We start from the raw sequence: 14061 nt of genomic DNA, 5'->3' as shown, positions 1-14061 counted from the left end.
AGGGAACGGATCGCCGGTCTGCCCGCGACTATCTGGTTCATTCCCGGGCCGCCGGCGCGTATCTCGCTCAGTGATAGCCTTCACTGCCGGACACTTTGCCGCGAAAGACGTAATAGCTCCAGGCGGTATACATCAGGATCACCGGGATGATCAGCAGCGCCCCCGGCAGCATAAATACCTGGCTGGAGGGCGGCGCGGCGGCATCCCACAGGGAGATGTGCGGCGGAATAATGTTCGGCCAGACGCTGATTCCCAGCCCGCTGAAGCCGAGGAATATCAGGCCCAGCGTCAGGATAAAGGGACGAGCATGGCTTGCGGGGCGCGCGCTCAGACGCCAGATCCACAAGCTCAGGGTCAGCACCAGGATCGGCACCGGCACGAACCAGAAGAAATTGGGCAGCGTAAACCAGCGTTCCGCCACGTAGCGCCAGCCCAACGGCGTCCAGACGCTGACCACCGCGATCACCGCCATCAACGCCAGCAGCGCCTTGCGGGTCAGCTCGCGCATCCGTTGCTGCAACGCGCCTTCGCTTTTCATGATCAGCCACGTGGTGCCCAACAGCAGATAGGCTACTACCAGCCCCAGACCGCAGAACAGATTGAAGGGGGTAAGCCAGTCCAGCGTCGAGCCGGCGAAGCGGCGGTCAGCCACCGCAAAGCCGTTGATAAACGCGCCGACGACAATCCCCTGGCTGAAGGTCGCCAGCAGCGAGCCGCCAGCGAAGGCATAGTCCCAGAAGGTGCGATGCGAGGGAACCGCTTTAAAGCGAAACTCAAACGCCACGCCGCGGAAAATCAGGCCGATGAGCATCGCTGTCAGCGGGATAACCAGCGCATCGGTGATCACCGCGTAAGCCAACGGAAAGGCGCCGAACAGTCCTGCCCCGCCGAGCACCAGCCAGGTTTCGTTACCATCCCAGACGGGCGCCACGCTGTTAACCATCACGTCGCGCTCTTCGGCGTCATGCACCACGCTGAACAGCATTCCGATGCCTAAATCGAAACCATCCATCACGATATACATCAACGTGGCGAAGACAATGATGACAAACCAAATCACCGAGATATCGATGCTCATGATGCGTTCTCCTCATCCCGCACCGGCTCTGCCGCCGAGAGCGGACGCGCCGGGGTGCCTGCGGTTTGCGAGGTCAGCTCCGTCACCGGCTGCGGCCCTTTCTTGATAAGCCGGAAGATATAGTAATACCCCACGCCAAACACCGCGCAGTAGACCACGATAAACACCAGCAGGCTAATAGCCATCTGCAGCGTACTGTGCAACGACACCGCGTCCCGGGTGCGCAGCAAACCGTAGATCACCCACGGCTGACGGCCCATCTCGGTGGTCACCCACCCGGCGACCAGCGCAATCAGACCGGCGGGACCCATACAGAGCGCAAACCACTGGAAGGGACGCGAATGGTACAGCCGCCGCCGATAGCGAAGCCAGGCGCTGCAGATCCCTAAGGCGATCATCAACACCCCCATCCCAACCATAATGCGAAACGACCAGAACACGGCGGGCGAATAGGGCCGGTCCTCTTTCGGGAAATCTTTCAGGGCCGGCACCTGCTTATGCAGGCTATGGGTGAGGATCAGGCTGCCGAGCGCCGGGATCTCCAGGCCATAGCGGGTGCGCTCCTGCTCCATATCCGGCAGACCAAACAGCAGCAACGGGGTGGCCTCGCCGGGCCGGTTTTCCCAGTGCCCCTCAATCGCCGCAATCTTCGCCGGCTGATGTTCGAGGGTATTAAGACCGTGCATATCACCCACCACCGCCTGGATCGGCGCCACCAGCAGCGCCATCCACATCGCCATCGACAGCATTTTGCGGATGGCCGGCGAGTCGTTGCCGCGCAGCAGATGCCAGGCGGCGGAGGCCCCGACGAACATGGCGCTACTGAGAAACGCGGCGATCGCCATATGGAATAAGCGATACGGGAACGAGGGATTAAAGATAATCGCCAGCCAGTCCTGCGGGATGAGGTGGCCATTTTCGAGGGTAAAACCCTGCGGCGTCTGCATCCAGCTATTGGAGGCGAGGATCCAGAAGGTGGAGACCAGGGTGCCAAGGGCTACCATGCAGGTGGTAAAAAAATGCAGCGCTGGCGGCACCTTGCTCCAGCCGAACAGCATCACGCCGAGGAATCCCGCTTCGAGGAAGAAGGCTGTCAGCACTTCATACAGCAGCAGCGGGCCGGTAATACTGCCGGCAAATTGAGAGAATCCGCTCCAGTTGGTGCCGAACTGATAGGACATGACTAATCCGGAAACCACGCCCATACCAAAATTGACGGCGAAAATTTTCAGCCAGAAGTTGTAGAGCGAGCGCCAGACGTTATCCCGGGTTCTCAGCCACATCCCCTCCAGCACCACAAGGTAGCTGGCAAGGCCGATGGTGATGGCCGGAAACAGAATATGGAAGGAAACGGTAAAGGCAAATTGCAGTCGGGCCAGATGAAACGCGTCAAATTCAAACATAATCCGCACCATCATTGTGAAACGCCCCGGCCGCAGCCGGGGCTTATGCGAACATCACTTAGCCGATGATGACGTGTTTTGCTTACCGGCGCCGAGTTCGGCGCCGGTCAAAGGATCACCCTGCGGGTCAGACTGTGTTCGCTTCAGCATCGCTTTGCACAGCGCTTCCTGCTCCGGCGTCAGGCCGACAGAGGCGCTGCCATCTCCGCCATCCACGGCCGGCTGCGGATCCTTGACATAATCGAAGTGTTTGTCACTGTTCCAGCTGCCGCGTACTTCTCCACCCTCAGACATATTGTAGTAGGTGTTCGCGTACTCGCTAATGGGCGGCAGTTTGCCCGGTGGATAGTTATTACGAATCGACTGCAGCGCTTTCTCAAAAGAGAGCTGATGCGCCGCTTCGCGAGTCATCAGGAACGCCAGCGCGTCCTTCACGCCGGGATCGTCGGTCACGTTGATCAGCCGTTCATAGACGATCTTCGCCCTCGCCTCCGCCGCGACGTTCGATCGCAGGTCTGCGGTGGGTTCGCCGATAGTATCAATGTAGGCCGCTGTCCACGGCACGCCCGCCGAGTTGGTCAGCGGAGTACCGCCGCCGTAGAGCAGCGACGTAATATGGCTGTCGTTGCCGTTGGCGGTGAGCGAACGATAGAGTTCCGCCTCGCTCTCGGTGCCCTCCGCCAGCGCCCCTTTGGCGCCTTTATTTAGCATGCCGACCAGGGTGCCAATGATCTCCAGATGGCTTAGCTCCTCTGTCGCGATATCCATCAGCATGTCTTTACGGCCGGGATCGTCATCGCTTAATCCCTGAGTGAAATAACGACACGCGGCGGCCAGCTCGCCCTGAGGGCCGCCAAACTGTTCGAGCAGTAAATTCGCGAGCCCCGGGTTGGGTTCAGCAACGCGCACGGTATACTGCAGTTGTTTCACATGACGAAACATAGGCCTGCCTCCTGGGTTATTTTTTCGCTTCTACGCCGTCAGCATCTGAACGCAGGAGAAACTGCTCCGTGGTCTGAGGAATATGTTTGATCAGCCAGTCGGCCATTTCCCGCTCTTCCGCCAGGATGGCCTCAATGGCTGGGATGGAGGCGGTATCGCCCGCTTTTTCAGCGGCCGCCAGCAGAGAGGTATAGCAGGCGATCTCAAACTGCTCGAAAACGTACCCGCTGATCGAGCCTTTGACGATTTCATCGGAAGGAAACATTCCGCCAATGGACTGGCCAAGAGCCGCCATTTTACTCATCGAATCTTTAATCACCGAGCGCGAAATGTCGTTGCGGTCGAGGATCTCTTCCAGCACGGTAATTTGCCGTTTGGTCTCATTAATATGCTGTTCGATTCTGGCACGGAGATCCGGATAATTATCGATACGGCCAGCCATTGATTCCAGCATGGATTCTGCCTGTTTTTCCATGGCATGCGCATCTCGTAGCCAGTCATGATAATGTTCAATGTGATTCATCGTGATTTCCTCGTGTCAGGGAGCGTTTATTTTTCCGCTTTTTTATTAATATTACCTACCGCCAGGTCGGTTAATTTAACATCGGTTTGCTTTTCTTCTTCCAGGGTTTCGGCCAGCAGTTTGACCGCTTTTTTATAACCCAACTGTTCCGCCAGGGTAACCAGGGTACCGTAACTGGCAATTTCGTAATGCTCGACCTTTTGCGCAGCGGCAATTAACGCGGCATCGCGTACCTCATTTTTTTCCGTGCTCTCAACGACTTCATTGGCCTCTTCGATCAATCCTTCCATGGCCACGCATTTCATGCGTTTGATTTTCAGACCAGATTCCTGCTCAATAATCTGGTCGATACGTTCAATCTGGCCCTGGGTTTCTTCAAGATGAGCATTGAACGCCGCGCTGAGTTTTTCACTGGACGCCGCTCTGGCCAGTTTTGCCAGCCCGCGGGTTAATTGTTTCTCTGCGCTGTAGGTATCTGAGAGCAGGTGAATAAATACATCTTCAATGCTTTTCATATTCATAGAAATACCTTCTGGAGTCAGAAAATAACTGCGAGTCTGTGACAGACTCGCAGGAGATACTTTCACTTCAGGGTGCAAGGAAAAGGATAATCAGGAATTATCGGACTTGCGGCCACCGCCGTGGCTGTTTTGTCCGCCTTTTTTACCCGCTTCAGACGCACGCTGCGGATCATTTTTAAAGTTCCCGCCGCTGTGCTGACCACCTTTACGACCTGCTTCAGAAGCTTTTTCACGGTCTTCAGCAAAATTTCCGGAACCACCACGATGCTCTGCCATATTTCACCTCATGTATATCGGTTATGTCAGTACGATACGAAAATATTCCGTATCACTCGTCGTTCGATATTTAAATCTAGCGGGTAATGCTGGTTAGTCAAATTATTATCCCGTGTTTTTGATGCCTTTTAGGAGTAATTCGGAATAATTCTACAAAACACATCAAAAATAACCAGACGGTACATTCCCGCTAACTTACTGTGTTCAGGGAAATAATGCACACAGAGCACCACTGTGGCAAAGAATTATTTATACCGGCGGAGTACTCCTGTTGGGTTATATAACGAAGCGGCAGTAACGCCCTTAGTCTGGTTGAAATTCAGATTTTTTCTTTTTTTAAGGCAAAAAAAAGCCGCTGGGGAAGCGGCTGGAAAATAAAACGGAGCGAATATCATGCCCGATTAAGCCTGGCATACATAAGGGGAATAGGCAAATAACCTCAAATAACCTCAACAAACCAGCCGCTAAATAAGCGAAGCGTGGAATACATTCACTGAGTGGAATATCACGCAGTTCCATTATAAGTACTCTACGCTTTATTTTTACTGTGGTTTATCGGCGGCAATAACGTTAGGTCACAATGCCTTTTCGCCTGCTGCTATCAGCCATTCTCTCCAGGAGAAGACTTTATGAAAGCACTCACTTATCATGGCCCCCATCATGTCAGCGTCGACACCATGCCCGACCCGGCCCTTGAGGCGCCGGACGATATTATTCTGCGCGTCACGGCGACGGCGATCTGCGGTTCCGATCTGCACCTTTACCGCGGTAAGATCCCCGGCACGCACCATGGTGATATTTTCGGCCATGAATTTATGGGGGAAGTGGTGGAAGCCGGTTCCGAGGTCACCGCGGTTCGTAAAGGCGATCGGGTGGTTATCCCGTTTGTCATCGCCTGCGGAGACTGCTTCTTTTGTCGCCTGCAGCAATATGCCGCCTGCGAAAGCACCAATAGCGGCCAGGGGGCGACGCTCAACCGAAAAGGCATTTCGCCACCGGCGGCCCTGTTCGGCTACAGCGATTTGTACGGCGGGATCCCCGGCGGCCAGGCGGAATATGTGCGGGTTCCCAAAGCCAATACCGGACCGTTTAAAGTGCCGGACACCTTACCCGATGAAAAGGTGCTGTTTCTGTCAGATATTCTGCCTACCGCCTGGCAGGCGGTAAAAAACGCCGAGGTCAAACCCGGCAGCAGCGTGGCTATTTTTGGCGCCGGCCCGGTTGGCCTGCTGTGTGCCTCCTGCGCCAGGCTCAATGGCGCAGAGCAGATATTTATCATCGATCATAACGATTACCGACTCGACTTCGCGCAGCGGCGCTATGGCGCGATCCCGATAAACTTCGACCACCATGACGATCCGGCGCAGTGGATTATCGACAACACCGCCGGCCATCGCGGCGTCGATGCGGTGATTGACGCCGTCGGCTTCGAGGCGAAAGGCAGCCTTACGGAAACCGTCCTCAGCACCCTGAAAATCGAGGGCAGCAGCGGGAAAGCGCTGCGCCAGTGCATCGCTGCCGTGCGCCGCGGCGGCATCGTCAGCGTGCCCGGGGTTTACGCCGGTTTCATTCACGGATTTATGTTTGGCGATGCCTTTGATAAGGGGCTGACCTTCAGAATGGGGCAAACCCACGTCCATGCCTGGTTGCCGGATCTACTGGCGCTTATTGAGCAAGGGTTGCTCACCCCGGAGGAGATTGTCACTCACCATATGCCTCTGGAGGAGGCCGCGCGCGGCTATCAGATCTTTGAGAAACGTGAAGAGGCATGCCGCAAAGTGATCCTCGTGCCGGGGATGCAGCCCGGAAAGGCAACGCTTTGAGGCGGAGATTAACGCAGCGAAATCCCTCGGAGGCCAGTCTGCGCCGTGCTATAAAAACAGCATGCGCTGGCCGGCCGTCGCTGATACAGCCGTTAACCACAGGGGAAGGAAATGCTCGAGTTACGCCCGAATTGCGAATGCTGTGATAAAGATCTGCCGCCAGACTCACGCGAAGCGTTTATCTGTTCGTTCGAGTGCACCTTTTGCCAGGACTGCATGACGGCGCGGCTTAACGGCCATTGCCCGAACTGCGGCGGCGAACTGGTGCGGCGCCCTGTGCGTCCCGAAGAGGCGCTCCGGCGCCACCCCGCCTCCACCCTGCGCCGCCATGGGCAGTAAAACCGGATGAGCAGGCGTAGCGAAAGGGAGCCCTCGGGCTCCCTTTCTTCATCCTTATTTCGCTGCCGAAAAGCGCCACTCTGCGGCGGTCGACAGCGTCACAAATGGCCCGGCAAGGGTGACATTGTGATGGCCAATGATGTCAGGCGCTGATAAACGTTCGTTATCCATGGTTGAGTGCGCATCTGAGATCAGCACCGTCCGTAATCCCAGCGCCGATGCCGCTCGGCAGGTCGTGTCCACGCAGAATTCGGTTTTCATCCCGGCAATAACCAGCTGTTTTACGCCGGCCTGAGCGAGCTGATGCGCAAGGTCAGTTTGCTGGAAACAGGAAGGGTACTTTTTAATAAAGACGATATCCCGCTCGCCGTTAACACCCATCTCAGGCAGCAGTTGAGTTAATGGACTTTGCGCGGAGAACGGAGAGTCGTCAGCTCCGGTATGGCGGGCAAAGAAGACGGGCACCTCAGCCTGTCTCGCTTTTTCAATCAGCAGGCAAACGTTCGCCAGAAGCGCATCGGCCTGATACGGGGAAACCGGGCCACGGAAAAGCCCCTGCTGCATATCGATAATTAACAGGGCATGCTCAGATGAAATCATGATGGGCCTCCATTCAGTCTGTCACGAACGGAGAGGTCTCTCCCCGTCCACATTGGCGGGGAGTGAGGATCTGTTTGTCAGGAGCCGGTCACAGATACGCCCACACCACCGCAGGTTACGGTCGTGGTGGTGACGGTGGTGGTTGGCTGCACTGACGTAATCATTATCTGACCTTCACTTATTCCTTACCGATAAAAGATAAGCACGATTAAAACGGCTCTTTTCTTATAGCATTGAGCAGATACGGATGGCAATTTATGCGTGAACAACGCAGCCGCTTTACGCAACCATTAACGGCTTACAATATAGGCGCGAAGGATTTCACCTGCTGAAAGAATATGTTTCACAGTATATGCCCGAGCCTCCTGTGGATTATTTTGCTGGCAGGCCATCAGGATCTGCTGATGCTCATCCTGGAATTTCAGCGTATCCGACAGCAGTCTGTTCTGAAAAAGCTCATATCTTTCAATCTGCTCGCGCAATTCACCGATCATCTTCAACAGGCGCTGATTGTTACACTTCCGATACAGCAGTTCATGAAACTCCCGGTTATACCTCCCCTGCAGCTCGGGTTCAGAAGCGCTACTCAGCAGCTGATGCACCAGCTCTGCCCGGGCAAGCGTTTCCGGGTCCATATTCTCCAGGCTATGAAAAATGGCTTCACCTTCCAGGAGTGCCCGCAGCTGATAAATTTCATCGACATCTGCGGCCGTCAGCGTTTTCACCACCGCGCCACGATTTCTGAAAATCTCAACCAGACCTTCGCGCTCAAGCTGCTGTATCGCTTCTCTCATTGGGATACGGCTGACAGAAAACTGGCAGGCCAGGTCGCGCTCCACAAGCCGGTCGCCATCTCGCAATGCCCCCTTGTTGATTAAGATTTTTAACTCACTGGCAAGGATATCGGCGGTCGAACGGGTAGCAGCGTTCATTTGGCTCTCTTTACATCATTCATAAATGGTATACCATTATACCATTCGAGCCAACGTCATGACAACCTTGCGATTCTACCTGCGGCTTCGTTCAGGCAATGCAACTGGACGATACCGCAGTGAAGAAATTCATCCCTCTATAGAGAAAGGCAAACCAATGGAACATGCTTATACCAGTCATATCACATGGACCGGCAATCAGGGCACGGGTACCTCGGGTTACAAGGCTTATGCCCGGACCTGGGATATCGCGGTAAAGGGAAAAGAACCCATTCATTGTTCAAATGATCCATTACTGGGCGGCGATCCCGGCAAAATGAACCCGGAAGATCTCCTGCTCTCTTCTCTCTCTGCCTGTCACATGCTGTGGTACTTACATCTGGCCTCAGATGCCGGCATTACGGTCATGGAATATCAGGACTCGCCGGTGGCAACGGGTGAAGTATTAAAAGGGGGCGCGGGTCGCTTTATTTCTGCTACCCTCCGGCCGAAAATCACCGTATTACCAGGTACCGATCTCGACGCCGCCGCGGCCCTTCATCAGCAGATCCATCACGTCTGTTTTATCGCCCGATCGGTCAATTTCCCGGTCAGCTACCAGCCTGAATTTATTATCTTTAACGCAGAGTAACTCGTTTCTGGCGCGATCATCCGGTGCGCAGGAAATGTGGCTGGGGTATCCAACCTCAGCCACACTTCGCTGCACACCGAAGCATCCTGCTCTGGTCGTCATTAGACTGCACGGACATTCACCACGGAGCAGACTTATGATTGCAGTACTTTTTGAGGCCGACGCCTTACCGGAAGCACAGGAAAGATATCTTCAGCTGGCGGCCGGGCTGACGCCTTTGCTTTCAGACACGCCGGGGTTTATTGCCATCGAGCGTTTTCAGAGCCTGAATTCGCCCGGCAAAATCCTTTCGCTATCCTGGTGGGAAGATGAAGCATCGGTGGCCAACTGGCAGCAAAATGAGCGGCATCTGGCTGCCCAGCGCGAAGGCAAAGCATCGATTTTTTCATACTACAGAATACGCGTTGCCCGCGTGTTCCGGGATTACTCATCGGATCGGGGAGCACAGCCAGATGTATGATATTCACATCATTCTCAGCAACACGCCGGGCTCGCTTGGCGCAATGGGTATAGCGCTGGGCAACAACGGTGTGGGCCTCGAAGGTGGTGGGGTATTCACCACGCCTGATGCCGGACATGCGCATTTTCTGGTGGAGGACGGTGAGACAGCCCGCAGGGTGCTGACCGAGGCCGGCTTTACGGTCAGCGATGTATGCCGTCCTCTGATACGTAAGTTACCCCAGGAACGCCCCGGGGAACTGGGAGACATTGCCGACACCCTTGCCCGCAACGGTATTAATATTCTGGTACAGTACAGCGACCACCGTAACCGGCTCATTCTTCTTACCGATGATGACACCCGGGCAGCGGAAGTGACCAAAAAATGGGCCATACTTTCTGAATGAATCTCCTGAAAACGCAGCAAGACAGTGAGCCAGAGGCGGCACTGGAAACCGCGATGGCGATGGTGGCCTCCGCCCTCTCTGACCCGTCAAGGGTCAGTATTCTCTGCGCGCTGATGGACGGGCGCGCATGGACGGCGACCGAGCTCAGCACGGTCGCCGAGGTCTCCGCCTCCACCACCAGCGGACATCTTGCCCGGCTGCTCAGCAACGGGCTGGTGGTGTGTCTCGCGCAGGGGCGCCACCGCTATTACCGCCTGGCAGGCGCGCATATCGCCGGGCTGCTGGAAAACCTGATGGGCGTCTCAATGCAGTCGCATAAGGCGCTGGCCACCAGCACGCCGGTGACACTTCGCTACGCTCGCACCTGCTACGACCATCTGGCGGGCGAGCTGGCGGTGAAGATTTATGAGTTTATGCTGCGGGAAAAATGGCTGACGGCCGATGGCCTGGCCCTGACGTCAGCCGGTAAAACCCAGCTTGAAAGTCTGGGCGCGGTACTTAACGCTCGCCCGCGACGTAAGCCTTGTTGCCCCTGTCTTGACTGGAGCGAAAGACGTTTTCATCTGGGAGGCGACGCCGGTTCGGCGCTGATGGCGCTGTTTGAGCAGAAAGGATGGATAACCCGCGCGCCGGGATATCGGGAAGTGCAAGTGACGGATAGCGGCAGAGCGGCGCTGTCCCGGCTGTTTAATCTGAAGGTGGGTGGATAGCCTGAGTTTAGGCTACATCACATTTTCGCCGAACGGCACCGGTTTAAGCCGGTCGGGCCATCAGTAAGACCCCTGGCGTTCAATCCATACCCACTTGCGATCTCGCGGTAAACTGAGCTAGCCCTGTTGTAAGCGCATGGCTTTGATGGACATTGTGTTGCGGGAAATCGACTATGGTACCGCGCAGCGAGCGTCCGGCAAAATAACGGCCTGAATGCGATAAAAAAACGGGAGCCCATCGGCTCCCGCTTTAACTTAATCCACTAACGGGATTACATGTTCGCGATAATCGCGTCGCCAAACTCTGAACATTTCAGCAGTTTAGCGCCTTCCATCAGACGTTCGAAGTCATAGGTCACGGTCTTGGCGGCGATAGCGCCTTCCATGCCTTTGACGATCAGATCTGCGGCTTCGAACCACTGCATGTGGCGCAGCAGTAGTTAACTAATAACATCATTACTTATTGATTTAAAAAGAAAAATAGGTATTTTTGATACGTGGTTAATGTTTTTAGTCTAAGCCCTAACCTATTGAAATTAATTAGTATATTTTCAGTTTTGATAACCGGCTTTGAGTCTTTCTGCTCATCTGGATAGTGAATTATTAGCCAATAATACTCACTCCCTGTGAGTCGGGTTAAATATTTCCGGTGTTATAACTCATGATTTGAAAAGAAAATAAAAAAGCCTCGGAATACGAGGCTTGCATTGGAACCAGCAGCGCCATTATATTATTTAATTACTACCTACCATGTAATGATTGCTCTTTTCCAAACCATCTTCCCTTTTTTTTCTTCTTTTATATGCAGAATCCTTTTCATAATAAAATATAAAATAAGAGAAAACGCTATGATAGCAATATATGTCCCGATGCCGAAAGACACCAGAAACACAACCAAGATCCCAAAGAGCGCTACCAGTAAAGATGTGCAGATAGATATCAAATTAATTGTCTTGCGTGCGTCTCTTGATACATAACCTTTAATCTTAAATGCATGGCAACTGTGGCAGTGGTCCTCATTAATTAAAATTGCACCACAAAATGGACATTTATCATCTTTTGTTGTCATTTATTTTAAATCTCAACATAATAGTAATCACTCATCCACAACCTTCCCTGGCAAGCGCAATCAACAACAGAATGTACTTTATTTTTTTGTTCTATTGTCTCAACTCCCTCAACAATCACGAAATTGCAGTATGCTTTTATTTTATTTATTATTTTAAAGAATTCGCTCTCACTCTGTAGTTCCCAGAAGTAATCTTTATCAATTTTTATACATTCAAAATTAAACATATCTATAACTGTTAAGCTTGTTAAGCCACTCCCAAAATCATCCAGCCATACTGGACACAATTTTGAAAGACACTTTAAGTCAACCATACAGCATTTAGTATTGAATTCATGAAAATGCTCGTTAATCTCAAAAGCAATGTTTTTTTGGTTTTTTAAATAATCACAAATATATTTATCGTTCAAAATACAATCGCTAATAAGACTGTCAACATTCAACGAAACTGGCTTGAACTTCAATTCTGATGCATCAAGCTTTTCAATTGTCAATATCTGTTTCTTAAACACATCGATTTTTTCTTTATCGCTTAATGAAGTGAAACAAAAACCACTTTCATTAGCAAAGTAATCATTGCAGTCCTTTTTTTTAACATTTTTCGTGAGAATTTCCCAAGAATGAATAGAACCATCTTTTTTAAAAGATGGTTCTAAAACAAATCTACAGGAATCTATTTCCATACTGTTCTTTATCATTAAAAAAACACCGGAACTAGGAATAATCCTAATCGTGTCATATTTAGAAATAAAAGAAAAATAGTTTAAAATGATCGATAACGATCGAACAATAGGCGAAACCTATCATATTTCTTAAATTGATCGATTATTCAAATCAAATGACTTAAAAGGGAAAAAAAAGAAACATGATTTCAATATGAATTTGAATAAAATCATATTGTTATGGAATGACAATACTTTAGTGGCATGTATCAAACGGTAGTTGAGAGGGGTCTGTGGTTCCGAGGAAATTTATCCGTATTGGCAATGCCGATAATAAACTATCTTAAAAATTTATATGTATAAAATCATGAGAAAAGAAATCATTTCATCTTCAATTATTCGGCATGCAATATCCATTCTTCCCGTTACGTTTAACTTCATATAGCATTTCATCAGCCTCTTTGATCCACTCGATGATTGATTCTTTATTTTCTGCACAAGAAATACCGATACTGACAGTACAGTAAATATCGTTGTGAGAAGGTAATGAAAGATCTTTAATTTTTTTCTGAATTATATGAACCATAGCTATAACAAGCTTGCTATTACTATTATTAACAATAATAGCCAACTCATCGCCACCAAATCTTGCTGGTACGTCCTTCTCGCCAGCACACTCTCGTAATATTGTTGATATACGAGATAACACCGCATCACCTACTTCATGGCCATAGGTATCATTAATTTTTTTAAAATTATCAACATCAATGAGCATAAGATAAGAATGAATTCTCTTTTTACGCGTTGCACGAAAAGCACTTTCCATTTTTTGCTCAAAAAAACGGCGATTTGGTAGATCTAAGCCAGGATCCATCAGAGCCTGTTTTTCCAGTAACTCCCTTCTTTTCCTCAACTTTATAGATAAGTGCCTTGAAACAATACTCAGTACTATGGGATAACAGGTCGCCAAGGGTAAAGAAAGCAATACTGTTCGGGTACTGAATTCTATAGTATATCTGAAATCATTTGCTAACCAAACTGTCAGGAAACTAATCATCATCCACATTAATGCTGGTTTTAAAATTTTCCATCCACCAGCAGCATAGCGATCAGCTATTTGAACTGAGATTATGAATAATGATGGAATTGGACTAACTTGCATTACAGCTATCCAGATCCCAGCCCAGAATGAATCAAGTATCATATTCTTTTTTTCAGTACTCAGCATATCCTTCGACACCATGCTTGCAAGATAAGCAACCGATGGCCAGATTAGTGCATTCAGAATTAACAAGGCTATTGTTATTTTTTGATGTGACTGTTCCTGGAGGACTGAATATATAGGAAGAAAGCAAAGAACGACTCCAATCTGACGTAAAAAATATACTCGCTTAATGAACGATGAATTTCTATCAGATATGTATTTTTCATCCGGGAAATTTGTTAACATAGAAAGCCTATTATAAATCACTAAGAGCCGCCATCACTTTAACCCACTAAATAACAAGATAAAACCGCCCTGCATTACAAAGTTATAACACGGATGTGAAAATTACAAGATTGCACTTCAATTAATGATAAACGTATCAATAATAACATTTGGCATCCATTTTTTTGAATCTATCCTCACGATTTATATCTGATGCATAGTAATGCTTTAGGATTATATTCTTAAAAATTAATTTCTATTGGAATTTAGCACTACTA

The 14061-nt window shown here is 50.7% G+C and carries 16 protein-coding genes and 1 pseudogene; 6 read left to right on the top strand and 11 right to left on the bottom strand.

All coding sequences use genetic code 11. The features are described from left to right. Nucleotides 1-67: 67 nt before the first annotated feature. From cydB to ACLEXF_RS00720, 6 genes are all read right to left on the bottom strand, one after another. Entirely contained in the window at nt 68-1078 is a 1011-nt protein-coding gene (gene cydB / locus ACLEXF_RS00745; RefSeq protein ID WP_023317966.1) for a cytochrome d ubiquinol oxidase subunit II, read from the bottom strand. Further along, complete coding sequence (locus tag ACLEXF_RS00740) at nt 1075-2481, bottom strand: cytochrome ubiquinol oxidase subunit I (protein ID WP_004203714.1); 1407 nt, start codon at nt 2479-2481, stop codon at nt 1075-1077. The genes cydB and ACLEXF_RS00740 overlap by 4 nt, the downstream gene beginning before the upstream one ends. Before the next feature lie 54 nt (nt 2482-2535). Beyond that, nucleotides 2536-3423, bottom strand: a complete 888-nt coding sequence (locus tag ACLEXF_RS00735; RefSeq protein ID WP_004140512.1) for a manganese catalase family protein — start codon at nt 3421-3423, stop codon at nt 2536-2538. Nucleotides 3424-3439: 16 nt separating this feature from the next. Continuing rightward, a complete protein-coding gene (locus tag ACLEXF_RS00730) occupies nt 3440-3946 on the bottom strand; it encodes a ferritin-like domain-containing protein (protein WP_004203713.1) in 507 nt (168 codons plus the stop codon). Between the two features lie 26 nt (nt 3947-3972). Further along, entirely contained in the window at nt 3973-4467 is a 495-nt protein-coding gene (locus ACLEXF_RS00725; protein ID WP_008807707.1) for a ferritin-like domain-containing protein, read from the bottom strand. Between the two features lie 90 nt (nt 4468-4557). Continuing rightward, complete coding sequence (locus ACLEXF_RS00720) at nt 4558-4743, bottom strand: general stress protein (RefSeq protein ID WP_004150795.1); 186 nt, start codon at nt 4741-4743, stop codon at nt 4558-4560. A 629-nt stretch (nt 4744-5372) separates the two neighbouring features. On the opposite strand from ACLEXF_RS00720, the gene ACLEXF_RS00715 reads away from it, so the two are divergent. Together ACLEXF_RS00715 and ACLEXF_RS00710 are read left to right on the top strand one after the other, a co-directional pair. Next, entirely contained in the window at nt 5373-6566 is a 1194-nt protein-coding gene (locus ACLEXF_RS00715; protein WP_004203711.1) for a zinc-dependent alcohol dehydrogenase, read from the top strand. 111 nt (nt 6567-6677) lie between these two features. Continuing rightward, nucleotides 6678-6905 (top strand): DUF1272 domain-containing protein, encoded by a 228-nt coding sequence (locus tag ACLEXF_RS00710; protein WP_004203710.1) that lies wholly within the window; start codon nt 6678-6680, stop codon nt 6903-6905. Between the two features lie 54 nt (nt 6906-6959). Here ACLEXF_RS00710 and ACLEXF_RS00705 read toward each other — a convergent pair whose 3' ends face one another. Beyond that, nucleotides 6960-7505, bottom strand: coding sequence for a cysteine hydrolase family protein (locus tag ACLEXF_RS00705; RefSeq protein WP_048294493.1), 546 nt, complete (start codon nt 7503-7505; stop codon nt 6960-6962). Nucleotides 7506-7795: 290 nt separating this feature from the next. Continuing rightward, nucleotides 7796-8437, bottom strand: coding sequence for a GntR family transcriptional regulator (locus ACLEXF_RS00700; RefSeq protein WP_004203708.1), 642 nt, complete (start codon nt 8435-8437; stop codon nt 7796-7798). 157 nt (nt 8438-8594) lie between these two features. Between ACLEXF_RS00700 and ACLEXF_RS00695 the strand changes: the two genes are divergently transcribed. From ACLEXF_RS00695 to ACLEXF_RS00680, 4 genes are all read left to right on the top strand, one after another. After that, on the top strand, nt 8595-9068 hold the full coding sequence (locus tag ACLEXF_RS00695; protein ID WP_004203707.1) for an OsmC family protein: 474 nt from the start codon (nt 8595-8597) through the stop codon (nt 9066-9068). Nucleotides 9069-9204: 136 nt separating this feature from the next. Continuing rightward, nucleotides 9205-9528: an antibiotic biosynthesis monooxygenase family protein gene (locus ACLEXF_RS00690; protein ID WP_004203706.1), complete on the top strand. Its 324-nt coding sequence runs from the start codon at nt 9205-9207 to the stop codon at nt 9526-9528. After that, a complete protein-coding gene (locus tag ACLEXF_RS00685) occupies nt 9521-9913 on the top strand; it encodes an amino acid-binding ACT domain-containing protein (RefSeq protein ID WP_004203705.1) in 393 nt (130 codons plus the stop codon). The genes ACLEXF_RS00690 and ACLEXF_RS00685 overlap by 8 nt, the downstream gene beginning before the upstream one ends. Beyond that, nucleotides 9910-10623, top strand: a complete 714-nt coding sequence (locus ACLEXF_RS00680) for an ArsR/SmtB family transcription factor (RefSeq protein WP_004203704.1) — start codon at nt 9910-9912, stop codon at nt 10621-10623. Before ACLEXF_RS00685 ends, ACLEXF_RS00680 begins: the two co-directional genes overlap by 4 nt. A gap of 272 nt (nt 10624-10895) precedes the next feature. Here the strand turns inward: ACLEXF_RS00680 and ACLEXF_RS00675 are convergent. The 3 genes and pseudogenes from ACLEXF_RS00675 to ACLEXF_RS00665 all read right to left on the bottom strand — a co-directional run. Further along, nucleotides 10896-11063: pseudogene (locus ACLEXF_RS00675) on the bottom strand (isocitrate/isopropylmalate family dehydrogenase); the annotation flags it as partial. 634 nt (nt 11064-11697) lie between these two features. Then, complete coding sequence (locus ACLEXF_RS00670; RefSeq protein WP_064141501.1) at nt 11698-12390, bottom strand: EAL domain-containing protein; 693 nt, start codon at nt 12388-12390, stop codon at nt 11698-11700. Nucleotides 12391-12745: 355 nt separating this feature from the next. Further along, nucleotides 12746-13804: a sensor domain-containing diguanylate cyclase gene (locus ACLEXF_RS00665; protein ID WP_064141500.1), complete on the bottom strand. Its 1059-nt coding sequence runs from the start codon at nt 13802-13804 to the stop codon at nt 12746-12748. Between the last annotated feature and the right edge of the window lie 257 nt (nt 13805-14061).

This window comes from Klebsiella pneumoniae complex sp. WS1778 (assembly GCF_049472055.1).
GTDB classification, from domain to species: domain Bacteria; phylum Pseudomonadota; class Gammaproteobacteria; order Enterobacterales; family Enterobacteriaceae; genus Klebsiella; species Klebsiella quasipneumoniae.
The sequence above is the reverse complement of the archived record's forward strand: the minus strand, read 5'-3'. Positions and strand labels throughout refer to the sequence as shown.